The 26,673-nt window shown below is 67.9% G+C and carries 26 protein-coding genes; 12 read left to right on the forward strand and 14 right to left on the reverse strand.

Going from position 1 to position 26,673, the window contains the following annotated elements; all coding sequences use genetic code 11:
* The first annotated feature begins 52 nt into the window (after positions 1 to 52).
* The 3 genes from AAG816_RS03470 to AAG816_RS03480 all read left to right on the forward strand — a co-directional run bounded on the left by AAG816_RS03470 (position 53) and on the right by AAG816_RS03480 (position 5,025).
* A complete protein-coding gene (locus AAG816_RS03470; RefSeq protein ID WP_341988101.1) occupies positions 53 to 1,807 on the forward strand; it encodes a heparinase II/III family protein in 1,755 nt (584 codons plus the stop codon).
* A 92-nt stretch (positions 1,808 to 1,899) separates the two neighbouring features.
* Positions 1,900 to 3,489, forward strand: coding sequence for a bifunctional phosphoribosylaminoimidazolecarboxamide formyltransferase/IMP cyclohydrolase (gene purH / locus AAG816_RS03475; RefSeq protein WP_341988102.1), 1,590 nt, complete (start codon positions 1,900 to 1,902; stop codon positions 3,487 to 3,489).
* Between the two features lie 123 nt (positions 3,490 to 3,612).
* Positions 3,613 to 5,025: an SLC13 family permease gene (locus AAG816_RS03480; protein ID WP_341988103.1), complete on the forward strand. Its 1,413-nt coding sequence runs from the start codon at positions 3,613 to 3,615 to the stop codon at positions 5,023 to 5,025.
* Here AAG816_RS03480 and AAG816_RS03485 read toward each other — a convergent pair.
* Genes AAG816_RS03485 through AAG816_RS03495 form a run of 3 tightly spaced genes read right to left on the reverse strand, consistent with a single transcriptional unit; the run spans position 5,022 to position 7,636 of the window.
* Entirely contained in the window at positions 5,022 to 5,666 is a 645-nt protein-coding gene (locus AAG816_RS03485) for a pentapeptide repeat-containing protein (RefSeq protein ID WP_341988104.1), read from the reverse strand. The genes AAG816_RS03480 and AAG816_RS03485 overlap by 4 nt on opposite strands.
* Before the next feature lie 2 nt (positions 5,667 to 5,668).
* On the reverse strand, positions 5,669 to 6,223 hold the full coding sequence (locus AAG816_RS03490) for an ActR/PrrA/RegA family redox response regulator transcription factor (RefSeq protein ID WP_341988105.1): 555 nt from the start codon (positions 6,221 to 6,223) through the stop codon (positions 5,669 to 5,671).
* A gap of 60 nt (positions 6,224 to 6,283) precedes the next feature.
* Positions 6,284 to 7,636: an ActS/PrrB/RegB family redox-sensitive histidine kinase gene (locus tag AAG816_RS03495; protein ID WP_341988106.1), complete on the reverse strand. Its 1,353-nt coding sequence runs from the start codon at positions 7,634 to 7,636 to the stop codon at positions 6,284 to 6,286.
* A gap of 155 nt (positions 7,637 to 7,791) precedes the next feature.
* On the opposite strand from AAG816_RS03495, the gene phaZ reads away from it, so the two are divergent.
* Complete coding sequence (phaZ, locus tag AAG816_RS03500; RefSeq protein WP_341988107.1) at positions 7,792 to 9,144, forward strand: polyhydroxyalkanoate depolymerase; 1,353 nt, start codon at positions 7,792 to 7,794, stop codon at positions 9,142 to 9,144.
* A 152-nt stretch (positions 9,145 to 9,296) separates the two neighbouring features.
* On the forward strand, positions 9,297 to 10,073 hold the full coding sequence (locus tag AAG816_RS03505) for a SprT family zinc-dependent metalloprotease (protein WP_341988108.1): 777 nt from the start codon (positions 9,297 to 9,299) through the stop codon (positions 10,071 to 10,073).
* A 105-nt stretch (positions 10,074 to 10,178) separates the two neighbouring features.
* On the opposite strand, the gene AAG816_RS03510 is transcribed toward AAG816_RS03505, so the two are convergent.
* The 3 genes from AAG816_RS03510 to AAG816_RS03520 form a co-directional block, all read right to left on the reverse strand.
* Positions 10,179 to 10,586, reverse strand: coding sequence for a DoxX family protein (locus tag AAG816_RS03510; protein WP_341988109.1), 408 nt, complete (start codon positions 10,584 to 10,586; stop codon positions 10,179 to 10,181).
* 175 nt (positions 10,587 to 10,761) lie between these two features.
* Positions 10,762 to 11,784: an AbrB family transcriptional regulator gene (locus tag AAG816_RS03515; RefSeq protein WP_341988110.1), complete on the reverse strand. Its 1,023-nt coding sequence runs from the start codon at positions 11,782 to 11,784 to the stop codon at positions 10,762 to 10,764.
* A 48-nt stretch (positions 11,785 to 11,832) separates the two neighbouring features.
* Positions 11,833 to 13,065: a pyridoxal phosphate-dependent aminotransferase gene (locus tag AAG816_RS03520; protein ID WP_341988111.1), complete on the reverse strand. Its 1,233-nt coding sequence runs from the start codon at positions 13,063 to 13,065 to the stop codon at positions 11,833 to 11,835.
* Positions 13,066 to 13,331: 266 nt separating this feature from the next.
* Here AAG816_RS03520 and AAG816_RS03525 point away from each other — a divergent pair, with 266 nt between their 5' ends.
* Positions 13,332 to 13,922, forward strand: a complete 591-nt coding sequence (locus AAG816_RS03525; protein ID WP_341988112.1) for a malonic semialdehyde reductase — start codon at positions 13,332 to 13,334, stop codon at positions 13,920 to 13,922.
* Between the two features lie 49 nt (positions 13,923 to 13,971).
* Here the strand turns inward: AAG816_RS03525 and AAG816_RS03530 are convergent, their stop codons facing one another.
* Complete coding sequence (locus AAG816_RS03530; RefSeq protein WP_341988114.1) at positions 13,972 to 14,409, reverse strand: heme-binding protein; 438 nt, start codon at positions 14,407 to 14,409, stop codon at positions 13,972 to 13,974.
* Positions 14,410 to 14,541: 132 nt separating this feature from the next.
* Positions 14,542 to 15,510: a zinc-binding alcohol dehydrogenase family protein gene (locus tag AAG816_RS03535; RefSeq protein WP_341988116.1), complete on the reverse strand. Its 969-nt coding sequence runs from the start codon at positions 15,508 to 15,510 to the stop codon at positions 14,542 to 14,544.
* Positions 15,511 to 15,578: 68 nt separating this feature from the next.
* Between AAG816_RS03535 and AAG816_RS03540 the strand changes: the two genes are divergently transcribed.
* The 3 genes from AAG816_RS03540 to AAG816_RS03550 all read left to right on the forward strand — a co-directional run bounded on the left by AAG816_RS03540 (position 15,579) and on the right by AAG816_RS03550 (position 18,741).
* A complete protein-coding gene (locus AAG816_RS03540) occupies positions 15,579 to 16,073 on the forward strand; it encodes a MarR family winged helix-turn-helix transcriptional regulator (protein WP_341988118.1) in 495 nt (164 codons plus the stop codon).
* A gap of 84 nt (positions 16,074 to 16,157) precedes the next feature.
* Positions 16,158 to 16,655: a universal stress protein gene (locus AAG816_RS03545; RefSeq protein WP_341988119.1), complete on the forward strand. Its 498-nt coding sequence runs from the start codon at positions 16,158 to 16,160 to the stop codon at positions 16,653 to 16,655.
* Between the two features lie 61 nt (positions 16,656 to 16,716).
* Positions 16,717 to 18,741: a SpoIIE family protein phosphatase gene (locus AAG816_RS03550; protein WP_341988120.1), complete on the forward strand. Its 2,025-nt coding sequence runs from the start codon at positions 16,717 to 16,719 to the stop codon at positions 18,739 to 18,741.
* Positions 18,742 to 18,849: 108 nt separating this feature from the next.
* Here the strand turns inward: AAG816_RS03550 and AAG816_RS03555 are convergent, their stop codons facing one another.
* The 3 genes from AAG816_RS03555 to AAG816_RS03565 all read right to left on the reverse strand — a co-directional run bounded on the left by AAG816_RS03555 (position 18,850) and on the right by AAG816_RS03565 (position 21,786).
* Positions 18,850 to 19,734, reverse strand: a complete 885-nt coding sequence (locus tag AAG816_RS03555; protein WP_341988122.1) for an SDR family oxidoreductase — start codon at positions 19,732 to 19,734, stop codon at positions 18,850 to 18,852.
* Between the two features lie 128 nt (positions 19,735 to 19,862).
* On the reverse strand, positions 19,863 to 21,023 hold the full coding sequence (gene queG, locus AAG816_RS03560; RefSeq protein WP_341988124.1) for a tRNA epoxyqueuosine(34) reductase QueG: 1,161 nt from the start codon (positions 21,021 to 21,023) through the stop codon (positions 19,863 to 19,865).
* Positions 21,024 to 21,096: 73 nt separating this feature from the next.
* The gene (locus tag AAG816_RS03565; protein ID WP_341988126.1) at positions 21,097 to 21,786 is read right to left on the reverse strand and encodes a glutathione S-transferase family protein; all 690 of its coding nucleotides are present in this window, start codon (positions 21,784 to 21,786) and stop codon (positions 21,097 to 21,099) included.
* A gap of 484 nt (positions 21,787 to 22,270) precedes the next feature.
* Here AAG816_RS03565 and AAG816_RS03570 point away from each other — a divergent pair, with 484 nt between their 5' ends.
* Positions 22,271 to 23,077: an undecaprenyl-diphosphate phosphatase gene (locus AAG816_RS03570; RefSeq protein ID WP_341988127.1), complete on the forward strand. Its 807-nt coding sequence runs from the start codon at positions 22,271 to 22,273 to the stop codon at positions 23,075 to 23,077.
* A 76-nt stretch (positions 23,078 to 23,153) separates the two neighbouring features.
* Here AAG816_RS03570 and AAG816_RS03575 read toward each other — a convergent pair whose 3' ends face one another.
* The gene (locus tag AAG816_RS03575) at positions 23,154 to 23,372 is read right to left on the reverse strand and encodes a DUF1674 domain-containing protein (protein WP_341988128.1); all 219 of its coding nucleotides are present in this window, start codon (positions 23,370 to 23,372) and stop codon (positions 23,154 to 23,156) included.
* Positions 23,373 to 23,469: 97 nt separating this feature from the next.
* Between AAG816_RS03575 and AAG816_RS03580 the strand changes: the two genes are divergently transcribed.
* Both AAG816_RS03580 and secB read left to right on the forward strand, forming a co-directional pair.
* A complete protein-coding gene (locus AAG816_RS03580; protein WP_341988130.1) occupies positions 23,470 to 23,712 on the forward strand; it encodes a hypothetical protein in 243 nt (80 codons plus the stop codon).
* A gap of 117 nt (positions 23,713 to 23,829) precedes the next feature.
* The gene (gene secB, locus AAG816_RS03585; protein WP_341988131.1) at positions 23,830 to 24,312 is read left to right on the forward strand and encodes a protein-export chaperone SecB; all 483 of its coding nucleotides are present in this window, start codon (positions 23,830 to 23,832) and stop codon (positions 24,310 to 24,312) included.
* Positions 24,313 to 24,520: 208 nt separating this feature from the next.
* On the opposite strand, the gene rho is transcribed toward secB, so the two are convergent.
* Together rho and hemJ are read right to left on the reverse strand one after the other, a co-directional pair.
* Complete coding sequence (gene rho / locus AAG816_RS03590) at positions 24,521 to 25,789, reverse strand: transcription termination factor Rho (protein WP_341988132.1); 1,269 nt, start codon at positions 25,787 to 25,789, stop codon at positions 24,521 to 24,523.
* Between the two features lie 265 nt (positions 25,790 to 26,054).
* Positions 26,055 to 26,477 (reverse strand): protoporphyrinogen oxidase HemJ, encoded by a 423-nt coding sequence (gene hemJ, locus AAG816_RS03595; RefSeq protein ID WP_341988191.1) that lies wholly within the window; start codon positions 26,475 to 26,477, stop codon positions 26,055 to 26,057.
* Positions 26,478 to 26,673: the final 196 nt, after the last annotated feature.

The raw sequence follows: 26,673 nt of genomic DNA on the forward strand, positions 1-26,673 counted from the left end.
AGGCTGGCCATGGGCCGGCAGCCGGCGCCGTCCGCGCGCCGGGGGCCATCGCATGACCCGCGTCGCTCTTCTGGAGCGGGCGCGCCTCGCCGCCTTTCTCGCCGGTCGCTCCTGGCGCCTGCTGGCGGCGCGCGCCCCCGGCGCGCCGCTCACTTTGGCGCAGGTGGCCGTGCCGGTGCCCGAGCGGCTGCTGATCGCCCCGCAGGATCTGCGCACCGGCGATGCCACCCGGGCCACGGAAATCTATTCCGGCCGCTTCGCCTTCGCCGGCAAGGTGGCGCTGCTGGAAGGCAAGACCCCGTTCGAACTGGACCCGCCCTCCCAGGAATGGGCGGAGGCGCTGCACGGCTTTTCCTGGCTGCGCCATCTGCGCGCCGCCGGCACCACCATCGCCCGCGCCAATGCCCGCGCCTTGGTGGGCGACTGGATGCGCAATCCCGGCCGCTCCAAGGCCATTGCCGGCCGGCCGGATGTGATGGCCCAGCGCATCATCTCCTGGCTGACCCAGGCGCCCTTCATCCTCCAGGACGCCGACCACGATTTCTATCGCCGCTTCATGCGCTCCATCGCCCGGCAGGTGCGCGCGCTGCGCCGCGCCGCCAATGATGCGCCCGACGGCTATCCGCGCCTCTTGTCGGTGATCGCCCTGGTGTTCGCCGGCCTGTGCATGTCGGAGCAGTCGCGGCTGCTGCGGGCGGCGCAGAAGCGCCTCACCGAGGAACTGGAGCGGCAGATCCTGCCCGATGGCGGCTGCATCACCCGCAGCCCCGGCATGCTGATCGATTTGCTGCTGGACCTTTTGCCCCTGCGCCACGCCTTTGCCGCCCGCAACCAGCCGGCGCCGCCGGCGCTGATGAATGCCATCGACCGCATGATGCCCATGCTGCGCTTCTTCCGGCATGGGGATGGCGCCTTCGCGCTGTTCCACGGCATGGGCCATACGGCGGCGGACCAGCTGGCCACCATCCTGGCCTATGACGATGCCCGCGGCGCGCCGGTGGCCAATGCGCCCCATTCCGGCTTCCAGCGGCTGGATGCCAAGGGCACGGTGGTGATCGCCGATACCGGCCCGCCGCCGCCATTGGCCGCTTCCAACGAGGCCCATGCCTCGTGCCTGGCGTTCGAATTCTCCTCCGGGCGCAACCGCATCATCGTCAATTGCGGCATGACCGGCATCAATCGCGAGGTGTGGCGCCAGGTGGCACGGGCCACCGCCGCCCATTCCACCGTCGTGGTGGGCGATACGTCTTCGTGCCGCTTCCTGCATGGCAGCCGGCTCACCGCCTTTGCCGGCGTGCCCATCGTGTCGGGACCGCGCGATGTGCCGGTGCAGCGCGGCGCGCGGGAAGGCACCTTGCTGCTGCGCGCCAGCCATGACGGCTATGACGAACCGTTCGGCATCATCCATCAGCGCTCCTGGCGTCTCGCCGCCGACGGCGCCCGCCTGGATGGGGAAGACCTGTTCCGCCCGGCGGACGGGGCGCCCGCGGCACTGCCGGCCACGCCGTTCGCGGTGCGTTTCCACCTTCATCCCCAGGTGCAGGTGGACCGACTGGACGATCCCTCCACCATGCTGCTGGGCCTGCCCAATGGCGAAGCCTGGGCGTTCGTGGCGCCGGGGCAATCCATCATCCTGGACGAGAGCGTCTATCTCGCCGCCACCGACGGGCCGCGCCGCACCACCCAATTGGTGCTGATCGGCACCCTGGCGGACATGCCCCGCCTGGTCTGGACCCTGCTGCGCACCCGCGAGGCAGAAGTGCCCCGGCCGAGCGGCTCACGGGGCAGCGGCTCCAGATCGGCGTAGGGCGCGGGCCAGCTCCCAGCGTGGCGGCGGGTGACGGCTCGCCCCGCCCGTGATAGGGCGACGGGCAAATCCGCCGCCATCTGGAGTGCCTCATGTCCGTCAACGTCCGTCCCGTCACCCGTGCCCTGCTGTCGGTGTCCGACAAGACCGGGCTGGTTGCGTTCGCGACCGCATTGGCCAAGACCGGCGTGGAACTGGTCTCCACCGGCGGCACCCGCAAGGCGCTGGCCGACGCCGGGCTGGCGGTGAAGGACGTGGCCGATCTCACCGGCTTCCCGGAGATGATGGACGGCCGGGTCAAGACCCTGCACCCCCATGTGCATGGCGGCATCCTCGCCATCCGGGCCGATGCGGGCCATCAGGCCTCGCTGGCCGAGCACGGCATCGCCCCCATCGATCTGGTGGTGGTGAACCTCTATCCGTTCGAGGCCACCGTCGCCCGCGGCGCGCCGTTCGACGACGTGATCGAGAATATCGACATCGGCGGCCCGGCCCTGATCCGCGGCGCCGCCAAGAACCATCACGACGTGGCGGTGGTGGTGGACACCTCCGACTATGAGGCGGTGCTCTCCGAGATCACTCTCCACGGCGGCACCACGCTGAACCTGCGCCGCCGCCTCGCCCAGACCGCTTATGCCCGCACCGCCGCCTATGATGCGGCGATCTCGAACTGGTTTGCCGGTGAAGTGCATGCGGATGCGCCGCTGTTCCGGGCCATCGGCGGCAAGCTGATCGAGCCGCTGCGCTATGGCGAGAACCCGCATCAGAAGGCGGCCTTCTACGCCACCTCGGAGGCCCGCCCGGGTGTCGCCACCGCCCGGCAGGTGCAGGGCAAGCAGTTGTCCTTCAACAATATCAACGACACCGACGCCGCCTTCGAGGCGGTGGCCGAGTTCCACCCCGCGCGCAGCCCGGCGGTGGTGATCGTCAAGCACGCCAATCCCTGCGGCGTGGCGGAAGGCAAGACCCTGGCGGACGCCTACAGCAAGGCGCTGGCCTGCGATCCGGTCTCGGCCTTCGGCGGCATCATCGCCGTCAACCAGACCCTGGATGCGGACGCCGCCAAGCTGATGGTGGAGATCTTCACCGAGGTGATCGTCGCCCCGGATGCCTCGGAAGAAGCCATCGCCCTGATCGGCGCCAAGAAGAATCTCCGCCTGCTGCTCACCGGCGCCCTGCCCGACCCGCGCGCGGTGGGCCTGAATGTGCGCACCGTGGCCGGCGGCCTGTTGGTGCAGAGCCGCGACAACGCCAGCGTCGACGATCTGGAACTGAAAGTGGTCACCAAGCGCGAGCCCACGGAACAGGAACTGGCGGACCTGCGCTTTGCCTTCCGCGTCGCCAAGCATGTGAAGTCCAACACCATCATCTATGCCAAGAACGGCGCCACGGTGGGCATCGGCGCCGGCCAGATGAGCCGGGTCGATTCCGCCCGCATCGCCGCCCGCAAGGCGCTCGATGCGGCGGAAGCCGCGGGCCTCGCCGAGCCGCTGACCAAGGGCTCGGTGGTGGCGTCCGACGCCTTCTTCCCGTTCGCCGACGGCCTGCTGGCGGCGGTGGAAGCAGGCGCCACGGCGGTGATCCAGCCGGGCGGCTCCATGCGTGACGCCGAGGTGATCGCCGCCGCCGATGCGGCCGGCCTTGCCATGGTGTTCACCGGCGTGCGTCACTTCAAGCACTGATCCCACCTCCACGGGCGCCGGTCCGCCGGCGCCCGTGCGCGACGCACCGCACAGACGGGCGCGCCATCCAAAGGATCTCCGAGGGGGAAACGCCACAGAACCTGCCACACGGGGGCATTCGGCATGAGCACATCCCTGGCCGCCACCGCGCCCCACCTGCGCCCGCGCTTCTGGCTGGTGCCGGGGACGCTGCTGGTGCTCTCCGCCGCGCTTTATGCCGCCGGGCCGGCCCTGGGATTGGCGCCGCGCACGGCGCTGGGGGCGGCCATCGGGCTGCTGTGCATGGGCCTGTGGGCCAGCGCGGCGCTGCCGGAAATCGTCACCACCTTCCTGTTCTTCGCCTTGGCGACGCTCACCGCCATCGTGCCGCCGCCGGTCGTGTTCTCCGGCTTTGCCGCCTCGGCCTTCTGGCTGGTGCTCTCCGGCATGGTGGTGGGCCTCGCCATCACCCGCACCGGGCTCGCCGCCCGCATCGCCCAGGCGCTGGCGGTGCCGCTGTCGCGCTCCTATCCGCGGCTGATCGCCGGGGTCATTGCCATCACCTATGGGTTGTCGTTCGTGATGCCGTCCAACATGGGCCGCATCGCGCTGCTGATCCCCATCATGCAGGCCTTGTGCGATCGCATCGGCCTCGCGCCCGGTCGCAAGGGCCGCACCGGGGTGATGCTGGCGGTGGGGTTCGGCACCTTTCTGCTCTCCGCCTCCATCCTGCCGGCCAATGTGCCGAACCTGGTGATGACCGGCGCCGCCGAGCAACTCTATGGGCTCCACTTCGGCTACCTGCCCTATTTCGCGCTGCATGCGCCGGTGATCGGCCTCGGCAAGGGCCTGCTGCTGATCGCCCTGATTTGCCTGATGTTTCCCGACAGCCTCGCCCACGAGCCGCCGCTGCAGGACGGCGCCCCGCCGACCCGCTGGAGCGGGGCGGAAAAGCGCTTGTCGGTGCTGCTGGTCATCACCCTGGCGCTGTGGATGAGCGACAGCGTCCACCACATCTCGCCCGCCTGGGTGGGGCTGGCGGGGGCGATGGTGTGCCTGATGCCGGGCATCGGCGTGCTGCCGGCGGAGGCGTTCGCGCAGATCAACATGCGCACCATCTTCTATATCGCCGGCCTGCTGGGCCTGATCGGCACGGTGAATGAAACCGGGGTCGGCAGTGCTCTGGGCCATGGGCTGGTGGGGCTGATGCCGTTCTCGCCCGAGGCGCCGGCGGCCAATTTCGCGCTGCTGCTGGGACTGGGCAGCGTGCTGTCGCTGGCGGCCACCGCCAATGGTGTGCCGGCGCTGCTCACCCCCATGGCCAAGGAATTGTCCGCCGCCACCGGCTTTTCCTTGCCGGCGGTGCTGCTGACGCAGGTGCTGGCCTTCTCCACCGTCATCCTGCCCTATCAGGCCCCGCCGATCATCGTGGCGCTGGAACTGGGCAAAGTGCGCCTCGCCGACGGCACCCGGCTGGCGTTGGCCAGTTCGGCCCTCACCTTCCTGCTGCTGGCCCCATTGGATTATGCGTGGTGGCGGCTGCTGGGAGTGATCTAGCCCAGCTTCAATCCGAGGCTGCTGATCAATTCGGCCGCCTGCGCGCGAGAAATGATGGCACCCTTGAAGCGGGTCACATCCGCCAGCTTGAGCCCGCCCAGATCGGCGCCACGCAGGTCAGCGCCCTCGAAGCGGGCGTGGGTGACATTGGCCTCGCGCAGATTGCAGTCCTTCAGCACCGCCTGACGGAAGTCCGCCTCGGTGAGGTCCGCATCCTGGAAGTCCAACCCCTCCAGATCGGCGCGCCGAAACGACATGCCCTTGAGATGGGCATTGATCAGCAGGCAGCGGGTGAAGGTGAGGCCGAAGGTGCTGGTGGCCACCAATTGGATGCCGGTGAGCTTGCAATCGGCAAAGGTCGCCGAGGCCAGGGTCGCCCGGCGGAACACCGAATTGTTGAAATCGCTACCGGAAAACTGCGCCTCGGTGAGGTCGCAGGAGGAGAAGTCCGCCCGCCCGCCCCGGCAGCGCACGAAGGCGCAGCCGCGCAGGTCCAGAGCAGAGAGATCCGCGTCGGCCAGCATCCAGCCGGAGAAGCGCACCGGCCCGCCATGGGCATCCAGGGCGGCTTCCACATGGGCGCGGCCAGCCGGCCCCGCCGGTGGGGTCGGCTCCGGCAGGGGCATTGATACGCGCGACACGCTCAGCGCGGGGCGCGCTTGGCGAGGATGCGCTGCAAGGTGCGGCGATGCATGGTCAGCCGGCGCGCCGTCTCCGACACGTTGCGGCCGCACAATTCATAGACCCGCTGGATATGCTCCCAGCGCACCCGGTCGGCGGACATGGGATTTTCCGGCGGCGAGGGCTTGTGGTCGGTGGTGGCCATGAGGGCCGCCATCACGTCGTCCGCATCGGCGGGCTTGGCGAGATAGTCCACGGCGCCCAGCTTCACCGCGGTCACGGCGGTGGCGATGTTGCCGTAGCCGGTCAGCACGATGGCGCGGGCATGGGGGCGGTGCTTCTTCAGGGCCGAGATCACATCCAGCCCGGTGCCGTCGCCGAGGCGCATGTCCACCACCGCATAAGCGGGCGCGGACTGCTCCACATGGGCCAGGCCCTCCGCCACGCTCTCGGCGGTGGTGACCACGAAGCCACGGGCTTCCATGGCGCGGGCAAGCCGCTGGAGAAACGACTTGTCGTCGTCGACGATCAGGACGGAACGCTCTTCAGCGGTCTCGGACGGCAGGGGCTCAGACATTGTTCTTTCCTTCGGGCGCCGGTGGCCAGCCGGCGCGGGTACGCGCGACGCTCCGGGCTTTTACGCTCCTTTTATCCCCTCGGGGGCATGGGTGCGTTGATTTGACGCAGTTTCATCCCCATCGAGGGCCACGGCGCTGCGCGGCCAGGAGATATGGACCTCCGCCCCGCGGGCCGGCAACGGACGGTTCTTCACCGACAAGGTGGCGCCGGTGCGCTCCAGCAAGGTCTTGGCGATGAAGAAGCCGAGGCCGAGGCCGCTCTCCTCCACCCCGTCGGCGCGGTCGCGGGTCCGGCTGGTCACATAAGGCTGGCCGATGCGGTCGCTGACTTCGGGCGAGAAGCCCGGTCCATCGTCCAGCACGATCAGTTCCATGCGGGTGCCGGTCCAACGGGCGGTGAGGTGCACCCGCTCGGCGGCGAAGTCCACCGCATTCTCCACCAGATTGCCCAGGCCGTAGATCAGGCCGGGATTGCGGGCGATCACCGGCTCGGCGTCGCGGTCTTCCGGCAGGTCCACCACGATGTCGATGCCGAAGTTCCGGTGCGGCTCCACCACTTCCTCGATCAGGATGGAGAGCGGCATGCGGTCGAACGGCGCGTCGCCGGAGCCGAGGGAGGTCAGCGTCTGGAGAATGTCGCGGCAGCGCTTCACCTGATCGCGCAGCAGGGCGATGTCGTCCGCATGGGGATCGTCGGGCTTGGTGGAATGCTCCAGTTCCCGCACCACGAGGGCGATGGTGGCCAGCGGCGTACCCAGTTCATGGGCCGCGGCCGCCGCCAACCCGTCCAGTTGGGAGAGATGCTGTTCGCGCGCCAGCACCAGTTCGGTGGCGGCAAGGGCGTCGGCCAGTTCGCGCGCTTCCTCGGCCACCCGCCAGGAGTGCAGGCCGATGAAGCCGACGGAGACCGACAGCGCCACCCAGGTTCCGGCCAGGAACAGGTCCGGCAGGACCGGCACATTGGTCTCCGCCCACGGCAGCGGCCAGTGCCACAGCCCCACCGCCCCGGCGCACACCACCGCGAACGCGCCCAGCATCACCGTGGTGCGCCATGACAAAGCGGTGGCCGAGATCATCACCGGCGCCAAATAGAGCAGCGCGAACGGATTGTTGAGGCCGCCGGTCAGATAGAGCAGCGCGGTCAGCTGAAGCACGTCATAGGCAAGCAAGGGACCAGCAGCCAGATCCGGCAGCCGACGGGCCACCGGATACTTGATGCGCAATAGAACATTTACCATCACCGACAATGCCACCACCACCAGGCAGGGGATCATCGGAACCGGAAAACCCAGCAAAATGGATACAATGACCAGAGCCAGCGTCTGGCCCACAACTGCCAACCATCTCAAGCGGATAAGGGTGTCCAGCCGAAGTCCTAAAGACCGCGCATGGGGGGCGAAAGCATGCTGCATGGAAGTGATTCTCTGCTGTTCTTTACGGCCGACCAGCCTCACGCAAGCAACGGCCGGCCAGTATCTGCCTGATATCAGGGGGAACTTTTGTCGTAATTGACGGTTCAATCATCCGCGGACAGTCTCTGCCCTGATAGATAAAAAGGACCCCTTCCATGGCGGCCATTGGTGAGTTTGTCGGCCCGGTGCGGCAACCGGTTGAGGGCGCGGCCCTCCAGTCATCGCCTCTCTACTGGATGTACGAGATGAGCCACGCCGCGCTCAACCCGTCGCGGGCCATGGCCGACGTCAGCCGGCTGCTGTTCAAGAACCCGATCAATCCGGTGTCCCATACTCCCATGGGCAAGTCGATGGCTGCCGCCTTCGAGCTGTTCGAGCGCACCACCCGGCGCTACGCCAAGCCGGAGTGGGGCATCACCGATACGACGGTGAATGGCCACCGCGTGCCGATCCATATCAATGCGGTGTGGGCGCGCCCGTTCTGCCGCCTGCTGCATTTCGAGCGGGAGTTCGCCCAGCCGCTGCGCCGGCCGCAGCCGCGGCTGGTGATCGTCGCGCCCATGTCCGGCCACCACGCGACCTTGCTGCGTGGCACCGTGGAAGCCTTCCTGCCCACCCATGACGTCTATGTCACCGACTGGCTCGACGCCAAGACCGTGCCTCTGGCGGACGGCAGGTTCGGTCTCGACGATTATGTGGACTATCTGATCTCCATCTTCCACCGCCTCGGCGGCGACTGCCATGTGCTGGCGGTGTGCCAGCCGGCGGTGCCGGTCTTGATGGCCATCGCCCGCATGGAGGCCGAGGACGATCCCTATGCGCCCAAATCCATGATCCTCATGGGCGGCCCCATCGACACCCGCGAGGCGCCCACCGCGGTGAATGCGCTGGCCAAAGACAAGGGCATCGAGTTCTTCCGCCGCAACGTCATCACCCAGGTGCCCTGGTCCCATGCAGGGGCGACCCGCCATGTCTATCCCGGCTTCCTCCAGCTCACCGGCTTCATGAGCATGAATCTGGATCGGCATGTGAAGGCCCATTACGATCTGTTCGGCCATCTGGTGAAGGGCGACGGCGACAGCGCCGAGAAGCACCGCGAATTCTACGACGAATATCTGGCGGTGATGGATCTGGACGCCCGCTTCTATCTGGAGACCGTGGAGAGCGTCTTCATCACCCATGCCCTGCCCACCGGGCAGATGCAGCACCGGGGCCAGCCGGTGAAGACCCAGGCCATTCATCGCACCGCGCTGATGACGGTGGAGGGCGAGAAGGACGACATCTCCGGCATCGGCCAGACCAAGGCGGCGCACACCTTGTGCCCGCGCATCCCCGAGGCCAAGCGCGCCCATTACATGCAGCCGGGCGTCGGTCACTATGGCGTGTTCAACGGCTCGCGCTTCCGTTCCGAGATCCAGCCGCGCATCGCCGATTTCATCCTGTCCCAGGAGTTTCCCCGGGCGGTGGACATGGACGGCGCCAACGTGACCGCCCTTTATCCGCGCTGAGTCTCGTGCGGCGGCGGGGCGTCGCCTGCGCCCCGCGTCCCCGCGCCGGAGCGGAGACCGTGCGGGCCGATCTGTCCTGTACCGGTCACACTTTATCAGTAGCGTGACGGGACGAATCTGACCAAGATCGCGGCGAACCCGCTTGGACCGCCATGCTCTTCCGCCGTCAGGACAGGCAGCCAGCCCCACCCGCCGCCAGGCCCCTGCGCGGCGCGGAGCAGGTTGCGCTGGTGCTGGACGACGAGACGCTCAAGGTCGAGATTCGCCGCCATCCCAGTGCCCAGCGCCTCACCCTGCGGGTGCGCGCGGCGTCGCGCGATGTCACCCTGACGGCCCCGCCCCACGTGCCTTTTGCCACCGCCGCCGCCTTTGTGCAGCGGCATCGGGAATGGGTGCGGGTGCGGCTGGGGCGGTTGCCGGAAGGGGTGCCCTTCGTCCATGGGGCGATGATCCCGCTGCGCGGCATTCCCCATCGCATCGATCATCGGCCCGAGGCCCGCGGCACCGTCTGGCTTGAGCCGGAAGTGGACGGGGAGCCCCCGCTGATCTGCGTCGCCGGCGATGGGCCGCATGTGGCGCGGCGGGTGGAAGACTTCCTCAAGCGTCAGGCGCGCGCCGACATCACCGCCGCCAGTCGGCGCCATGCCGCATCCATGAAGGTGGAGATCGGCCGCATCACCTTGCGCGATACCGCCAGCCGCTGGGGATCCTGCTCCTCCCAGGGGGATCTGTCGTTTTCCTGGCGGATGATCCTGGCGCCGGCCTTCGTGCTGGATTATCTGGCCGCCCACGAGGTCTGCCACCGGCTGGAGATGAACCACGGGCCGCGCTACTGGCGGCTGGTGGAGAGCATCTTCCCCGAGCGCCGCACGGCGGAAGCCTGGCTGCGCGCGAACGGCGCCGGCCTGCATCGCTACGGCGCGCAATAGCTGCCCTTCGCTCCCGCGCACCAAAAAGGGCGCCCCGGTGAGGGAGCGCCCTGTTCAAACCTCAGCCGGGGAAACGTCCCGCGACGCGCGCCCGGCGCAGGGGGCTCAGCGGCGGCGCATCAGCGCGAAGGCGCCCGGGCCAGCGGCGAAATAGAACATCGTGCCGGCGATGATCGCCATGTTCTTGAAGAACTGGGTCTGCTGCGCAGCCTGGGCGGCGGCATCGGGCATGGCCCAGAAATTGTGCGAGGTCAGGGTCGCCACCAGGGTGAACCCACCCACCAGGATCGCGGTCAAGCGCGGCAGCACGCCGAGAATCAGCAGGATGGAGCCGCCGATTTCCACGCTGGCCGCCAACGCCGCCAGGAGATCGGGGGAGGGCAGGCCCTTGCCGGCGAGCATGCCCGCCATCTTGCCCAGATCCATCGCCTTGTTGACGCCGGCAGGCAGGAACAGGGCGGCCATGAGCAGGCGGCCCACCAACAGCGCGAGATCGTCCAGACGGTTCATCATGTCTACCTTGTTCGGTCCGCGTCGCCTGAGGCTGGAAAGAAGCCTTTCTGGACGCGGTTCATGGGGGCACGCGGTTCATACCGCAATGCAGCATGTGCGTGAGAGGCGCCGTCCTTGGCAAGGCCGGGCTAAAACACAACTTCTTGACGACGCTCGTCCGCGGCCTCGAACAGGCTCAGCGCTGGTGTGTCTTCGAGAGCGAAAACAGCAGATGCGCCGACAGCGGCAACGCCACGGACAAAGCGGCGAACCGGAACAGATGATGCGCGCTCATGAAGGCCGGGTCATAGCCCATGGCGAAGCCCAAAGCCGTCATGGTCTCCAGGGCGCCGGGCGCAAAGGCGGTGACCATCTTGCCGGTCTCTTCCCCGGTGAGCGCCGACGCCAGCACTGCCATGCCCAGCGAGATCACCACCGCCACCACAAACCCGCCCAAGGAGGCCAGGAAGCTGGAGCGCAGGATCGCCAGCGAGGTGCCCTGGAACCGGATCCCGACGCTGGCCCCCAGCACGATGAAGGCCGGAATCAGCATCTGCGCCGGTAGATGCGCCTGCGAGATCCCCGACAGGTGCAGCCCGGCGCTGCCCGCCATCGCCCCCAGCAGCATGCCGCCGGGAATGCGCACCCACGCAAACAACAGGGCCGCCACAGCACTGGCCAGCAGCAGCACCGCCACCGCGCCTAAGGGCGAGTCCACCGCCGGCGTGGGACTGCCCATGGCATGGCCGCCGGCCACCCCCAAGAGATGCGGCAGGCCGGCCACCAGCAGGAACAGCCTCAGGCCCTGGGAGAAGGCGACCTTGCGCATGTCGGCGGAGGTGGTCTCGGCCATGGCGATCACCGCCGACAGCGCGCCGGGCGCCGAGGCATAAAGCGCGGTGGCCAGATCCCAGCCCGCCACCTTGCGGAAATAGAGCATGCAGCAGGCGATCACCGCGATGACGCTCACGGCGAGACAGGCCATGCTCACCGGCCAGGTGCTGGCCTGGGCCAGGGTGTCCGAGGACAAAGCCGCGCCCATGGAGGCGCCGAGCACCACGAAGGTCACCCAGCGCACCGGCTCCGGCACCGCCATGGGGCGATCCGCCAGCGCCCACAGGGTGGTGGCCACCAGCGCCCCGGACATCCAGGGCGCGGGAAATCCCAGGGCCGAGGCCAAGGCGCCGCCGGCCGTGCCCACCCCTGCGGTCAGGAGCACGGCCAGCCAGACAGACGCATCCGGCGCGAGGAACCGCCGCACGCCGGGCTACGGTGCCGGCTGGCGATCGAGCCAGGCCACCAGGCGGGCGGTGGCTTCTTTCAGCTGCGCCTCGCCGCGGGCGTAGCACAGCCGCAAATAGCGCTCGCCGCCGGGACCGAAGGCGGTGCCGGGGGCCAGGCCCACATTGGCCTCGTCAATGAGCTGCAAGGCGAGGCGGCGCACGTCGTCATGGCCGGGAATGGACAGGAACAGATAGAAGGCGCCGTGCGGCTTCACCAGATCCACCTTGCCGGTGGCGATCAAGGGATCGGCCACCAGGTCGCAGCCGTGCCGGGCGCGGGCGATCTGCTCGGCGACGAACGGCTCGCCCTGTTCCAGCGCGGCGATGGCGCCGCGCTGCATGAAGGCGGCAACGCCGGAGGTGGAATATTGCACCAGATTTTCCACGATCTGGCCCAAAGCCGGCGGGGCTTCCAGCCAGCCGATGCGCCAGCCGGTCATGGCCCAGTTCTTGGAAAAGGTCTGCACGAACAGGATGTGGTCGTCCGCATCCATGATGTCGTGGAACGAGGGCGCCCGCGCCTCGTCGCCATAATAAAAGCGGCCATAGATTTCGTCGGCCACGATCCACAGGCCGTGCTTGCGCGCCAGGGCCAGGACGGCGCGCAGATCATCGTGGCTGGCCACGAAGCCGGTGGGATTGGCCGGGGTATTGATGAAGATGGTGCGGGTGCGGGGCGTGATCGCCGCCGCCAGCCGCTCGATATCCAAGCTGAAGCCGGCGGGGCCGGAGGTGAACGGCACATAGACCGGCTTGGCGCCGATCTTCTCCGCCGCCGCCGCCGCATTGGGCCAGGCCGGGGTGGGGATGATGATCTCGTCGCCCGCCGCCAGGGTCATGGTGAAGGCGATATGGATCGACTGCATGCCGGAGCCGGTGACGAAGAAGCGCTCCGGGTCCACCGGGATATTGTAGAGCCCGGCCATGTAGCGGGCGATGGCACCGCGCAGATCCGGCAGGCCGCGCTGCCAGGTGTAGAAGGTCTGGCCGCCGTGCAGGGCCTGCGCCGCCGCTTCGCAGATGAAGGCGGGCGTGGCGATATCGCCTTCGCCGACCCACAGCGGAATCAGGCCTTCGCGGCCGGCGCCGTAATTCTTGACCTCGACGATGCCGCTCTGGGGCAGCGCCGCCACATGGGCGCGCACCTCGGCAAACAGGCGATCTTCAGGGGCGGGGGAGGCGAGGCGGGAGGCGGCGGCAAGGGCGGAAGCGGGCATGGGATATCGGCAAGTCATTGGAAACGAAGGCCGGACCATAGACCGATTTGGTGGCTCGCGCCCATCAATTCCCGTGTACGGCCCATCGCTGCCGGTGATGCGAGCGCCTCAAGACACCTCTCCATGCTGTCAAAAGCGGCGTTGGCGCCTTCGCCGTTTGCATGGATGCAAGCATTTCTTGCGCAGTGGTGTCTTGCTCCATACCGCCATTGGCTTAAGTGCTGGCGCAGGCGGCATCGGCCGCTCCCGCCCAAAAGGTGATCCCCATGAGCTACAAGATCGACCAGGCCGCTCTGGACCTGCTGTTCCTGAAGGCCCGCTCCCACAACGGCTGGACCGCGCAGGACGTCACCGACGCCGAGCTGAAGGCGCTGTACGAGCTCTATATCTACGGCCCCACCTCGGCCAACACCCAGCCCGCCCGCCTGGTGTTCGTGCGCTCCGCCGAAGCCAAGGCCCGGTTGCAGCCGGCGCTGTCGGAAGGCAACCAGAAGGCGCTGGCCGCCCCGGTCATCGCCATCATCGGCTACGATCTGGAATTCTTCGAGAAGATCCCGCAGCTGTTCCCGCACAATCCGGGCTTCAAGGATCTGTTCGTCAACAATCCCGGCATGGTCGAGCCCCACGCCTTCCGCAATTCCTCGCTCCAGGGCGCCTATCTGATCCTCGCCGCCCGCGCGGTGGGCCTGGATGTGGGCCCCATGTCCGGCTTCAACGCCGCCAAGGTGGATGAGGAATTCTTCGCCGGCACCAAGATCAAGACCAACTTCATCGCCGCTCTGGGCCATGGCGATCATTCCAAGGTGTTCGACCGCCTGCCGCGCCTGTCCTTCGACGAAGGCGCCAAGATCGTCTGATCCTGCGCCGCGACCCGCCGCTCTCGTCGGCGGGTCGCGGGCACAAGGCTCAGTCTTCGCCGGGATCGGCCAGATAGCCGGCAGCAACGATGCCGGCCACAGCGCAGGTTTCGTCATTGTCCGACGTGTCGCCGGAGATGCCCACCACGCCGATGACCTTGCGGTCCGCATCGCGGATCAGCACGCCGCCGGGCACCGGCACCAGATCGCCGCCGGTGGCCGAGGCCGCCGCGGAGATGAAGAACGGCTGGTCCTTGGCTCTACGGAACAGCGAGCGCGAGCCCATGCCCAGCGCCAATGCGCCCCGGGCCTTGCCCAGCGCAATTTCCGCCCGCTTCAGGCTGGTGCCGTCCTGGGCTGCGAAGGCTTTCAGGGCGCCGCGCGCATCCAGCACGGCGATGGCCAGGGGGCTCAAGGCCAGGCTGCGGGATTTCTCCAGCGCGGTGGCGACGATGGTCTGGGCCTGATCCAGGGTCAATTCGGACATGCTGCCTCCCAAGGCGTTGAAAGCCGGTCTCCCGCCGGCACGCACCACGGGCCGACTGCGCGGTTTAAGCCGAATCGCGCGGCCGCGCACCCCCGGCGCGCGCGCCCTCATGGTGCGCCGCCCGGCGGGCGGTCACGGCGCGGGAGGGGCCAGGGTGAACACCGTGCGACGGTTGCCCTCGTCATCCAACCATGCCGCCTCCAGGTCGGCCATGGGGATCGTTCGGGTGGCGATGCGCAGGCCGGCCGGCACCGCGGCGCGCAACACCCCATCGATGGCCCGCAACAGCCCTTGGGGCGCGATGCTGCCCATGCCGCTGCCCATCAAGGTGAGCGCGGACGAGCGCAGCACCGCACCGGGCAGGCGGATGATGGGTCCGCTCGCCTCGCCGATCTGGACGAAGCGGATCGGCACCGCGTCGGGACCGGCCTTGGCCGCGGCGACCAGCAGCGCTTCGGCGCTGGGGCCCCAGAGATAATCGAGCACCACATCCACGCCGCCGGCGAACGCGGCCATTGCGCCGGCCTCGAAAGCCTCCATGTCCGCTCCGAGCTCGAGCGTGACGTCCGCGCCGAGCGTCTCCAGCTCCCGCAGGGCCTGCGCGCTGCGCCCGGTGGCGATGACTTTTCCCGCACCCAGATGCCTGGCGATCTGCACCGCCAGCCGCCCGGAAATGCCGGTGGCGCCGTTGATGAGCACGGTCTCGCCCGGCTGGAGCCGCGCCCGCTCGGTCAAAGCCGCCCAGGACGACATGCCGGGATTGGCGATGGCGGCGGCGGTCGCGTCATCGAGGGCCTCCGGCAAGTCCAGACAGTGCGTGGCAGCAACGACGGTGCGCTCGGCCATGCTGCCGAACGGGGCCCGCGGCAGAACGAAGTAGACCCGTCGCCCCTGGGAAGTGCGGCCGACGCCGTCAATGCCGACCCCGAACGGGAAGGTGCCGGTGGCGCTGTAGTGCCGGCCGGAAGCCCGGCTGCGGGTGAGTTGGCTGAGCGCGGCGGCGGTGACCGCCACAAGACATTCGTGATCCCCCGCCTGCGGTTCCGCCACCGCGCGGAGCACAGGCGTCTGGCCTGCCCCTTGGACAATTGCTGCCTGCATGGACGTGAGTCTTTCCCTGGTCGTTATTGCGTGTAAAATGCACATAAATCCAGCGAGCGACCCCGTCAATGAAAACCGTGCAAAATACACATAATAGATCCCAGCTGCGCGCGCTCCATGGCGCAGTTCTGGACATTGTCGCCATCATCAACCGGCCGCAGGGCGACGATGTGCTGATCCAGGAAGCCGCCATTCCCCTGGACCGGGCGCTGTTTCCGCTGCTGGTGGGGGTGGAGCGGTTCGGCCCCATCGGCATCGTCGATCTTGCGGATCGGGCCGGGCGCGACCACACCACCGTGAGCCGTCAGGTGGCCAAGCTGGTGAGCCTGGGGCTGGCGGAACGCCGGGAGAGCCCGGTCGACCGTCGCGTGCGCGAAGTGGTCATCACGGCGAAGGGCAAGGCGATGACCGATGCGGTGGACGCGGCGCGAGACCGGTTGGGGCAGGCGATCTTCGCCGCCTGGGACGCCCGCGAGGTGGACGACCTGGTCCGGCTGATGTGCAGGTTCGCCGACGACCTGAAGGCCGGCATCGCGCGCGCCGCGGCGGGGGACAGGGGCTGAGGCGGGGCGATTTCGCATTCTCACGCCGCCGGCGCCATGGCAGCATCGCCATGGGTGCGATCCGCGCCGCATGAAGCGACCGCCATGAGCCTGAAGCGCCAGAGCCACGAACCGGGCCATCGCCGCAAATTCCTGGTGATCGTGGACGACACCCCGGAATGCGATCGCGCGGTCTATTACGCCGCCCGCCGCGCCGCCCGCACCCGTGGCGGCCTGGTGCTGCTGGGGGTTCTGGAACTGGAGGACGCCCACCAGCAATGGCTGGGCGTCGCCGATCTCATGCGCGCGGAAGCCACCGAGACCGCCCAGCGGCGGCTGGACGATTATGTGGCCCGCGCCCGTCAGGTGGCCGGCATCACCGCCGAGACGGTGATTCGCGAGGGCAACCGCACCGCCATCCTGCCGGCCTTGATCGCCGAGGATCGCGACATCGCCATTCTGGTGCTGGCCGCCGGCATCCACCGCGAAGGCCCCGGCCCGCTGGTGAGCGCCCTGGGCGGGGCGCATTCCGCCTCCTTCCCCATTCCCATCACCATCGTCCCCGGCGCGCTCTCCGACGAAGATCTCGACGCCATGGCCTGACCCGCACCCTGGCGGGGGGCGGCGGCATCCGGCACAGTGCGCGCGCCATGGGAGGGACACCGTGAAACTGTTCGAGGCGCGTCGGCCGGCCACGCTGGAAGAGGTGTCGTGGCTGCGCAAGGCGCTGCGGCGGCAGTTCGCGCAATTGCGCATCGGCGCCGACATCGCCGATGAAGTGGTGCTGGCCATGGTGGAACTGGCCACCAACATCGTGCGCCACGCCATCCCCCCGGCCAATGAGATCGGCCTGGATGCGGATCTGGACGGGGTGGTGATCACCCTCACCCTCACCGACGACGGCGGCGCCTATCCCCAGTTCGAGGATCGCTGGCGGCGGGTGCGGCTGGCCGGCTCCGATCCGGAAGGCGGCAGCGGCCGGGGCCTCGCTATCGCCCGCGGCGCGCTCGACACCGCCAGCTATGAGGCCGGGCCGCCCAACCGCCTGATCGTGCGCCGCCAATTGGCGCGGCGGCGGCCGCAGGTGCTGGTGGTGGAGGACGAGCCGGTCCTGCTGGATGCCTATCTCACCTTGCTGGAACCCTATTACCGGGTGCTGCCGGCCCAGACCTTGCGCAATGCCTTGGCCATCGCCCGCAAGACCAAGGTGGATCTGATCCTCACCGATTTCCACTTGGGGTCGGAGCCAGGCACGGCGCTGTTGGAAGCGCTGGAGAATGACAGCGAGCGCCCGCCCATCCCCATCGTCATGATCACCGGCGACCCTACGGTGCGGCTGCGGGTGCTGGAACTGGGGGTGGATACCTTCCTCACCAAGCCGGTGGTGCCCGAGCGGCTGCTGGAGACGGTGAAATTGGCTTTGGTGCGCTCAGCGCGGCAGCGGGCGCGGCTGTTCCAATATTTCGCCTCCTCGCTCGACCTGCTGCTGCGCCCGACCCTGCCGGAGCGGCTCGGCATCTTCGCCGCCGCCTTGCGCTGGGAAACCGCCGATATCGGCGGCGGCGACCTGGTGGTGCATCTGCCCCGCGCCGATGGCGACCGGGTGGTGCTGGTGGACGTTATGGGCCACGGCATCAATGCCAAGGCCGGCGCCATCGCCCATGCGGCCATGATCCGCGCCCTGGATGTGGGGCAGGGGCTCCCGCCCGGCCCATTCCTCGCCCGCTGGTCGCGCCTCGTGTTCAGCGAAGCGGGGTTTGACGCGGTGGTGGCCACCGCTCTGGTGGTGGACCTGCATGCGGGCGGGCGGATCGAGATCGCCTCCGCCGGCCATCCCCGACCCATGGTGGTGTCCCGCGACCGCGCGATCGCCCTGGAGGTGGATGGCCCGCTGCTGGGCTTCACCGACCATGGCGACTACCGGACCGTCAGCCTGACCTTGGCCGCTGGCGAGCGCCTGCTGCTGGCCACCGATGGCCTCGATCCGGCGGAACTGGCCAGCGGCGGGCCATGCCCGGACTGGCTCACCGGCGATCTGTGCAGCCGCCATGCGGCGGCGCTGGAAACCGCCGCCAGCCGCGCCGCCAGCCGGGTGGCCGCGCGGCTGGGTCCCGATCCGCAGGATGACTGGATGATGGTGCTGATCGAACGGGCGGACGATCGCCCGGCGCAGCCCGACGCCCTGCCGCCCATGGCCGGGCAGGTCCGGCACGCGGACCCGGCGCCGATTGATGCAGCGGTGGCGTCAGACCCGGCGCCGGTGTGGACCATCAAGGCGGACGCCGCCACCATCGCACCCGCAGCTGTCACGCCGCAACCGTCCGCTCCCGCCGCCGCGCCAGAAGCGCCGAGCGAGGACGGGCCGCAGTTTCATCCCGCCGGCATCGCCGCCTTGCGCAAGGCGGTGGGGGAGGATGCCTTTGGCCGGCTGGCGTCCCGCTTCCTGGAGAATGTGGCGCAGAAGATCGCCCAATGGGACGCGGCGCAGGATCCCGCGGCGGTGGTCTCCGCCGCCCACGCGCTGGCCGGCCTGCTGGGACAGTTCGGCCTGGCGGGTGCGGCGGCGCGGGCGCGGGCGGTGGAACTGGAGCCTGATCCGGAGGTGCGTCTCATCCTGGCGCGCGGGGTCGGCCCGCTGGCGCGGGAAGAGATCGCCCTGTTCCAGGCCTGGTTCGCGCAGGACGGATGACCAAACCGGCGCCGGGCAGGGCGGTTGCGAGCGGAGCCTGGGGTGGATCTCGCCGCAGAAACGCCGCGGGCGCTATTTATTTGCCGGCGAAATGAACTTTCGTCGCAGCTAAGCTTTTTCCGCCGTGATCTGCTTGTGGAGTGACGAGAGCCCCTCCGCATAGGTCGGATAGGCCAGATGCACGCCCAAAGCCGCCTTCAGCCGGGTGTTCCGCACCCGCTTGCTCGCGCCCCAGAAGGACAGCGCCATGGGACTCATGGTCTTGGCGGCTTCGCTAAAGCTGATCGCGGGCGGCGGCGCCAGGCCCAGCAGGCCGGCGGCAAAGACGATGGGATCACCTGGGGGCGCTGGGAGGTCGTCGGTGACATTGAGCAGGCCGCCGAACCGCTGCGCCAGCACCGCGGCGATGGTAGTGGAGATGTCGTCCACATGGATGCGGTTGAACACCTGGTCCGGCTTCTCGATCCGCCGCGCCTCGCCGGCCAGGACTTGCACGAAGGCGTTGCGCCCCGGGCCATAGATGCCCGCCAGCCGCAGCACCGCTACCGGAATGCCCCGCGCGGCGCCGAACGCCAGCAGGTTCGCTTCCGCCGCCAGCCGCCGCTCGAGCCGGGCGCTGCCGGCCTTGGGCGGGGTGTCCTCATCCACCCAGCCGCCCTGATGGTCGCCATAGACCCCCAAGGTGGTGAGATAGATGATCTGCTTCAGTGCCGGACTGGCGGTGAGCGCCGCGCGGGCCACGGCCAGCAGCGGATCGCCATTGGCCTCCGGCGGCGCGGACAGCAGCAGCACATCCGCCGCCGCCACCGCATCGGCCAGGGCGGGGGTGAGGCTTGTGCCATCGAACAGCACGCCCTCGAAGCCGGCGTCCTGCACCTTCGCCACGCCCTCGGGCGTGCGGGCGGTGCCGATCACCCGGTCAAAGGTGGCGGGGAAAGCGGCGAGAAAATGCCGGGCGCAATAGCCCAGCCCGACGGCGAGCAGAGTGGTCATGCCCCCAGGTGTGGCGAAGAAGTTCGACAAGGGCAAGACGGCTGGCCCCGCAGTGGGTCGCGTTTCGGCCCGGACCCATCTCCGCTCACCGACGGGCAGGGATCACCCCCGTCGCCGCAGACTGATCCTCAGGCCAAAGGGCCGGGATTGGCCGCCCACTCCGCCGCCACCTCCGGATCGGCCTCTCCCGGAGCGTGCGTGCCGGCCAGCAGCGCGAAGGCCTTGGCATCCAGCAGGCGCGAGAGTGCCCACACCGCCGCCCCACGCACCAGCGGCTCGGGATCGGCCAGCAGGGCGCGCGCCGGCTCGGCCTGTGCCGGATCGGCGGAATTGCCCAAAGCGATCAGCACGTTGCGCAGAAACCGCGCCCGCCCGGTGCGCTTGATCGGGCTCTTGGCGAAGCGGGCGCGGAAGCCGGCGTCATCCAGCGCCGCCAGTTCCGCCAAGGCGGGGGCGCGATTGTCGTCGCGGGCGGCAAGCTTTGCCTCCTGGCCCAGCACCGCGAACTTGTTCCAGGGGCAGGCGGCCAGGCAATCGTCGCAGCCATAGATGCGGTTGCCCATGAGCGGGCGCAGCTCGCGCGGGATCGGCCCCTTATGCTCGATGGTCAAATAGGAAATGCAGCGCCGCGCATCCAGTTGATAGGGCGCCGGAAACGCCGCCGTGGGGCAGGCCTCCAGACAGGCGCGGCAGCCGCCGCAATGATCGCCGGAGGGGTCATCCGCCGGCAGGTCCAAGGTGGTGGCGATGGCGCCGAGGAACAGCCAGGAGCCCCGCGCCCGCGACACCAGATTGGTATGCTTGCCCTGCCAGCCCAGGCCCGCCGCCATCGCGAGGGGCTTTTCCATCAGCGGGGCGGTGTCCACGAACACCTTCACATCGCCCGCGCGCGCCGCTGCCAGCAGGCCGCGCGCCACGCGCTTCAGCTTGGCCTTGATCAGGTCGTGATAATCCTCGCCCTGGGCATAGACCGAGATGGCGCCGTGGCTGCGCTGGGCGAGGATGGCACGGGGATCCTGGTCGGGGCCGTAATTCAGGCCCAGCATCACCACCTTGAGCGCCGCCGGCCACATGGCGCGGGCATGCACCCGGCGATCCACGGTCTCGGCCATCCAGCCCATGTCGCCATAGCGCTCTTCGGCGATCCAGGCCCGCAGGCGCTCGCCGGCCGGCCCCACCATGTCGGGCTCGGCGATGCCGAAGGCATCGAAGCCTTCCGCCAGGGCCAAGGTGCGCGCGTGATCCTTGAGGGAGAGCGGATCGGGAGAAACAGCGGGGCGCGCGCTCATGGGCGGGACCGCGCATTTGGTTTCACGTGAAACTTATTGCCGGCGATCCACCCGCCGGCGTGCCAAGCGAAACTCAGAAGTCCAGATCCGCATAGGTCTTGGACGCCGGCATGCCGGGAATGGAATCCGACAGGATGGCGCGGAAGGTCGGGCGGGATTTCACCCGCGCGTACCAAGCCTTGGCATCCTCGTCCACGTCCCACGGCACATCGCCCAGATAGTCGGCGACGGAGAGATGCGCGGCCGCCGCCAGATCCGCATGGGTCAGCTGCTCGCCGGCCAGCCAGTTCCGCGCCTTGGCCAGCCAGCCGATATATTTCAGATGATAGCGGATATTGGCCCGCGCCGCGCGCAGCGCGGTGGCGTCCGGCGGACCGCCGCCCTGGTCCGCCTTCATGTAGCGCTTGTAGATGCGCTCGCGCACCAGATGGTCGGTGACGTCGAGGAACATCTTTTCATTGTACCAGGCCACCAGGCGCCGCACCTCGATGCGCTCCAGCGGGGCATGGGGCAGCAGCCGGCGATCGGCCAAAGCGAGGCCCCGGGTCTCGTCGAGATATTCGGCGATGATCGCCGCGCCGGGGGCGGAGGGCACATGCTCTTCCACCAGCACCGGGGTTTCGCCGGCCGGATTCAGCGCCAGGAACTCAGGCTTGCGCTCCCACACGCGCACTTCCACCAGGTCCGGCTCGATGCCGTATTCCGCCAGTAGCAGGCGGACGAAGCGCGAATGGGGGCAGAAGGGATGATGATGGAGTTGCATGAAAGGGGAACTGGCCGCCGTTCAGAGCAGGATGCGGGAAGAGGAGAAGCGGTTTTCGGACGACATGATGCTCCGACCTTTAGGGCTCGGCCGCAGTCTGGAACTCGAACCCAAGGGCTGCGAAATCCAGGCGACCGAACGGGGGTGGGCCGCTCCGGTCCCCATCGTCTAAATGCGTTCTTGCGGTGCCGCAAGCACACAATCACCGGAGCGCTGTGGCAAGGCCGCAACATGGTTCACGTATTTCCACAACCTGCCGTTAAGCAAAGCGCCGCCGCTGTGGAGGATATTCAGGGGCTCTGTTTCGCAAGTCCGTGGCGGATTTCATAGCAAAATCAATCCTTGCTGCCGCGCGCCTGTGTCTGTCCGCGCGCCCGTGGCCGCCAGAACCCCGATTGCGCGGCGCGGTGCAAGGCGACAGGATGCCGGGCGCGCGCCGCATCGCGCCAGTCTCTCTCCTCCGTTCGCCTGGATCTGCGACCCCATGACCCTCGGTACCTTGCTCGAAGCCCTCGCCCTCGGCCTGCTGGAGGGCTTCACCGAGTTCATTCCCGTCTCCTCCACCGCCCATCTGCTGCTGGCCGCCCACTTCATCGGCTTCGAGAGCACCGGCAAGGCGTTCGAGGTGCTGATCCAGCTGGGCGCGGTGCTGGCCATCCTCACGGTCTATTTCCAGCGCTTCCTGCGGGTGGCGGTGGCGCTGCCCACCAATCCCGGCGCCCGCCGCTTCGTGCTGGGGGTGCTGATCGCCTTCCTGCCCGCCGCCATCATCGGCGCGGCGCTGCACGGCTTCATCAAGCAGGTGCTGTTCGAGAGCCCGGCGCTGATCTGCGGCACGCTGATCTTCGGCGGCGTGGTGCTGATCATCATCGACAAGATGACGTTCCAGCCGCGCTTCAACAATGCCATGGGCTTCCCGCTCAAGGTGACCCTGGGCATCGGCTTCTTCCAGTGCCTGGCCATGATCCCCGGCATGTCGCGCTCGGGCTCCACCATCGTCGGCGCCATGCTGCTGGGGGCGGACAAGCGCTCGGCGGCGGAATTCTCCTTCTTCCTGGCCCTGCCCACCATGGCCGGGGCGTTCGCCTACGATTTGTTCAAGAACCGCAACGAACTGTCGGTGGATGACGGGCTGCTGATCGCGGTGGGCTTCGTCGCCGCCTTCTGCTCGGCGGTGCTGGTGATCCGCAGCCTGCTGGATTTCGTCTCGCGCAATGGCTACGCGGTGTTCGGCTGGTGGCGCATCGTGGTGGGTCTCGCGGGCCTTGCCGCTCTGGGGCTTGGCTACTGAGCCGCCTTTGTCCATCCCCGTGCCCGACACCCCGCCCGGCTCGGCCGCGGCGGGGTTTCTTTTGCGCCGGAGCGGATCAGAAGTCGGTGGCGATGCCGCCCACTTCCCAATCGCCATAGCGCACCGGCTCCTTGCCGCCGCGGCCATTATATTCCTTGGGCAATTGCGCCGCCGCATCGATGGCAGCGCGCCGCGCTTCGGCTTCCGCCAAGGCCCGCTTGGCCGCTTCGCTCAAGGGCTTGCGGGGGCTGGCATCTGATGCCAACCGAGGATCCTCTACGTCGCGCTCGGCCACTTCTTTCTCCCGGTACCAGAATGACGTGACTTCAAAGCCGAGGTGCATTTAGCTTGAGGTCAGCGGTTGCATTCTAGCGCGGTCGGGAGCCAAGACCATGCACATTGCCGAAATCAAAATTGAGGACGTGTGGCTCGAGATCAGCATCGAAAAGGCGCTCAAGCTTTCAAACAAATACCTGATGCGCTGCGCCGGCTGTCAGGGTCGAGTGCACGCCAACAAACCATATTCTGACGGAGCCGCTGCACAGTTCTCGCATGCCCAAGCCCATTCCGGATGCAAGCTGTCGCTCTATCATTTCGAGCCCCCAGCTTCGAGGCACCCTAATCCCGTCTCGTGACGAGCTTTCCGCTCCTGTAGGGGGGTGAAAAGGGCCGGGTGGTTGCCCGCCGCGCCGGGGCATGGTAGCGACCCGCCACCTTCGCCGGGGGCGAACCCGTTTCAAATGGAGATTAGCATGTCGACGCAAAATGGCAGCCCGACCGATCCCAAGGCGCCGGCGCTCAACGTGCTGGTGCAATATATCAAGGACTTCTCGTTCGAGAATCCCAATGCCCCCCGCTCGCTCGGCGCCCCCCAGGGCCAGCCCGACGTGAACATCCAGATCAACGTCAACGCCCGCCCGCTGCAGAATGGCGAGTTCGAGGTCGAGCTGAAGATCGACGGCAATGCCGCCGTGCAGGGCAACACCCTGTTCGCGTTCGATTTGACCTATGGCGGCATCTTCCGCGTCATCAATGTGCCGGAGCAGAGCCTCCAGCCGGTGGTGCTGATCGAGTGCCCCCGCCTGCTGTTCCCGTTCGCCCGCCAGATCATCGCCGAAGCGGTGCGCGGCGGCGGCTTCCCGCCGCTGATGATCGATCCGGTGGATTTTGCCGCTCTGTTCCAGCAGCGCATGGCGTCCGAAGCCCAGAACATGCAGACCATCGGCGAAGCCTGAGCCGAACGCTCCGCGCCTGCGGGCGCGGCAGATGCTGACATGAAGCAATCCCCGGCCCGCGGCCGGGGATTTTTTGTTTGCGCTGCCGGTTCTGATCGCACCGCCCGAGCCGGCGCGGCGGCCGGGATCGGGACATAAAAAACGCGCCCAAGCGTGAGCCGGGGCGCGTTTTCGTGTCCGGTGGCTGCGGGCGTCGGCCCGCATCCGGTCAGGTGTTCATCGAGTCGAAGAAGTCCTGATTGGTCTTGGTCTGGCGCAGCTTGTCCATCAGGAACTCGATGGCGTCCACCGTGCCCATGGGGTTCAGGATACGGCGCAGCACATACATCTTCTTGAGCACGTCGGCGGGAACCAGCAGCTCTTCCTTGCGGGTGCCGGACCGGGTGATGTCGATGGCGGGGAACACCCGCTTGTCGGACACCTTGCGGTCCAGGATCACTTCGGAATTGCCGGTGCCCTTGAACTCTTCGAAGATCACTTCGTCCATGCGCGAGCCGGTATCGATCAGCGCGGTGGCGATGATGGTCAGCGAGCCGCCTTCCTCGATATTGCGCGCCGCGCCGAAGAAGCGCTTGGGGCGCTGCAAAGCGTTGGCGTCCACGCCGCCGGTCAGCACCTTGCCGGAGGACGGCACCACGGTGTTGTAGGCGCGGCCCAGGCGGGTAATCGAGTCGAGCAGGATGACCACGTCGCGGCCATGCTCCACTAGGCGCTTGGCCTTCTCGATGACCATTTCGGCCACCTGCACGTGGCGGGTCGCCGGTTCGTCGAAGGTGGAGGAGACCACCTCGCCCTTCACCGAGCGCTGCATGTCGGTGACTTCCTCAGGCCGCTCGTCGATGAGCAGCACGATCAGGAAGCATTCCGGATGGTTGGCGGTGATGGACTTGGCGATGTTCTGCAGCAGCACGGTCTTGCCGGTGCGCGGCGGCGCCACGATCAGGCCGCGCTGGCCTTTGCCGATGGGCGAAACCACGTCGATGATGCGGGCGGAGAAGTCCTTCTTGCCGCCGGCGTCCTCGAATTCCAGCTTCAGCCGCTCGTCGGGATAAAGCGGGGTGAGGTTGTCGAAATTGATCTTGTGCTTGGTTTTCTCAGGGTCTTCGAAATTGATCGTGTTGACCTTGAGCAGGGCAAAATACCGCTCGCCCTCTTTGGGACTGCGGATCTGGCCCTCAACGGTGTCGCCGGTGCGCAGGCCGAAGCGGCGGATCTGCGAGGGCGAGACATAGATGTCGTCCGGGCCGGGCAGATAATTGGCGTCCGGCGAGCGCAGGAAGCCGAAGCCGTCCTGAAGCACCTCGACGACGCCCTGGCCGATGATGTCGGTCTCGGTGGCCGCGAGCTGCTTGAGAATGGCGAACATCAGCTCCTGCTTGCGCAGGGTGCTGGCATTTTCCACCTCGTTCTCTTCGGCAAAGGCCAACAGTTCGACGGGGGTTTTGGACTTGAGATCCTGGAGTTTCACTTCCCGCATAGGGGAAAGCCTCGAAATCTAAGGTGATGCCGCGGACTCCACAGGGGGGAAGGTCCGACAAGCAGGGAGGGGGAGGGGGTCACAGGTCTTCAGGGGGAGCAGATGTCTGTCCACCTGACGCGCCGGACAGTCTCATGACGGGACCGGCGTACGGGGAGCGCGCTGCCTGTGTTGGGGGAAGCATGGGCACATTACAGGAACATTCAGGCGATGCGCAAGTCCCCCAATGGGATATGCGTCGCGCTTTCGCCCAGGGACGGGACGATCAGAATGGCTTGACGATCACCAGAATGACGATGCCGACCATCAACAACGCCGGTATCTCATTGGCGATGCGATAGAATTTCCCGCTGTGGGTGTTGGCGTCATTGGCGAACTGGCGGGTCCATTTGGCATTGGCGCCGTGCATGCCGCTGAGCAGGAGAACCAGCGCCAGCTTGCCATGCATCCAGCCGGAGCGGATCCAGCCGCCTTCGTACAGCAGATAGAGGCCCGCCAGCCAGGTGACGATCATGGCCGGGGTAGCGATGCCCTTCAGCAACCGGCGTTCCATCACCTTGAAGGTTTCCGACTGCACCGAGCCCTTGGCCGCCTCGCAATGATAGACGAACAGGCGCGGCAGATAGAGCATGGCCGCCATCCAGGAGATGACCGCCATCACGTGCAGGGCCTTGATCCACAGGTACAGCATGGCGGTTTCTCGACGGCGCCCCGCAGGGGGCTTGGTTCTCGGGGCGGGGCCAGGGTCGGACCGGCAGGGGCCGTCTTCGGCAACGGCATAGGGGCACGGGCCGGGGTCCGCCGATAGCCGTCACCGCCATCTGTCCCCGTTATGCCCGTTGGCCTCAGCCGGCGAAAGGCCGGAGCAAATGGGCCTTTTGCCG

The organism is Azorhizobium sp. AG788 (genome assembly GCF_943371865.1).
In the GTDB taxonomy this organism is placed as follows: Bacteria; Pseudomonadota; Alphaproteobacteria; order Rhizobiales; family Xanthobacteraceae; genus Azorhizobium.

Excerpts from the sequence above, each read along its gene's own strand:
- AAG816_RS03470 (WP_341988101.1), top strand. The coding sequence starts at position 53 with ATGACCCGCGTCGCTCTTCTGGAGCGGGCGCGCCTCGCCGCCTTTCTC.
- purH (WP_341988102.1), top strand. The coding sequence starts at position 1,900 with ATGTCCGTCAACGTCCGTCCCGTCACCCGTGCCCTGCTGTCGGTGTCC.
- AAG816_RS03480 (WP_341988103.1), top strand. The coding sequence starts at position 3,613 with ATGAGCACATCCCTGGCCGCCACCGCGCCCCACCTGCGCCCGCGCTTC.
- AAG816_RS03490 (WP_341988105.1), bottom strand. The coding sequence starts at position 6,223 with ATGTCTGAGCCCCTGCCGTCCGAGACCGCTGAAGAGCGTTCCGTCCTG.
- AAG816_RS03495 (WP_341988106.1), bottom strand. The coding sequence starts at position 7,636 with ATGCAGCATGCTTTCGCCCCCCATGCGCGGTCTTTAGGACTTCGGCTG.
- phaZ (WP_341988107.1), top strand. The coding sequence starts at position 7,792 with ATGGCGGCCATTGGTGAGTTTGTCGGCCCGGTGCGGCAACCGGTTGAG.
- AAG816_RS03505 (WP_341988108.1), top strand. The coding sequence starts at position 9,297 with ATGCTCTTCCGCCGTCAGGACAGGCAGCCAGCCCCACCCGCCGCCAGG.
- AAG816_RS03510 (WP_341988109.1), bottom strand. The coding sequence starts at position 10,586 with ATGATGAACCGTCTGGACGATCTCGCGCTGTTGGTGGGCCGCCTGCTC.
- AAG816_RS03520 (WP_341988111.1), bottom strand. The coding sequence starts at position 13,065 with ATGCCCGCTTCCGCCCTTGCCGCCGCCTCCCGCCTCGCCTCCCCCGCC.
- AAG816_RS03525 (WP_341988112.1), top strand. The coding sequence starts at position 13,332 with ATGAGCTACAAGATCGACCAGGCCGCTCTGGACCTGCTGTTCCTGAAG.
- AAG816_RS03530 (WP_341988114.1), bottom strand. The coding sequence starts at position 14,409 with ATGTCCGAATTGACCCTGGATCAGGCCCAGACCATCGTCGCCACCGCG.
- AAG816_RS03535 (WP_341988116.1), bottom strand. The coding sequence starts at position 15,510 with ATGCAGGCAGCAATTGTCCAAGGGGCAGGCCAGACGCCTGTGCTCCGC.
- AAG816_RS03540 (WP_341988118.1), top strand. The coding sequence starts at position 15,579 with ATGAAAACCGTGCAAAATACACATAATAGATCCCAGCTGCGCGCGCTC.
- AAG816_RS03545 (WP_341988119.1), top strand. The coding sequence starts at position 16,158 with ATGAGCCTGAAGCGCCAGAGCCACGAACCGGGCCATCGCCGCAAATTC.
- AAG816_RS03555 (WP_341988122.1), bottom strand. The coding sequence starts at position 19,734 with ATGACCACTCTGCTCGCCGTCGGGCTGGGCTATTGCGCCCGGCATTTT.
- queG (WP_341988124.1), bottom strand. The coding sequence starts at position 21,023 with ATGAGCGCGCGCCCCGCTGTTTCTCCCGATCCGCTCTCCCTCAAGGAT.
- AAG816_RS03565 (WP_341988126.1), bottom strand. The coding sequence starts at position 21,786 with ATGCAACTCCATCATCATCCCTTCTGCCCCCATTCGCGCTTCGTCCGC.
- AAG816_RS03570 (WP_341988127.1), top strand. The coding sequence starts at position 22,271 with ATGACCCTCGGTACCTTGCTCGAAGCCCTCGCCCTCGGCCTGCTGGAG.
- AAG816_RS03580 (WP_341988130.1), top strand. The coding sequence starts at position 23,470 with ATGCACATTGCCGAAATCAAAATTGAGGACGTGTGGCTCGAGATCAGC.
- secB (WP_341988131.1), top strand. The coding sequence starts at position 23,830 with ATGTCGACGCAAAATGGCAGCCCGACCGATCCCAAGGCGCCGGCGCTC.
- rho (WP_341988132.1), bottom strand. The coding sequence starts at position 25,789 with ATGCGGGAAGTGAAACTCCAGGATCTCAAGTCCAAAACCCCCGTCGAA.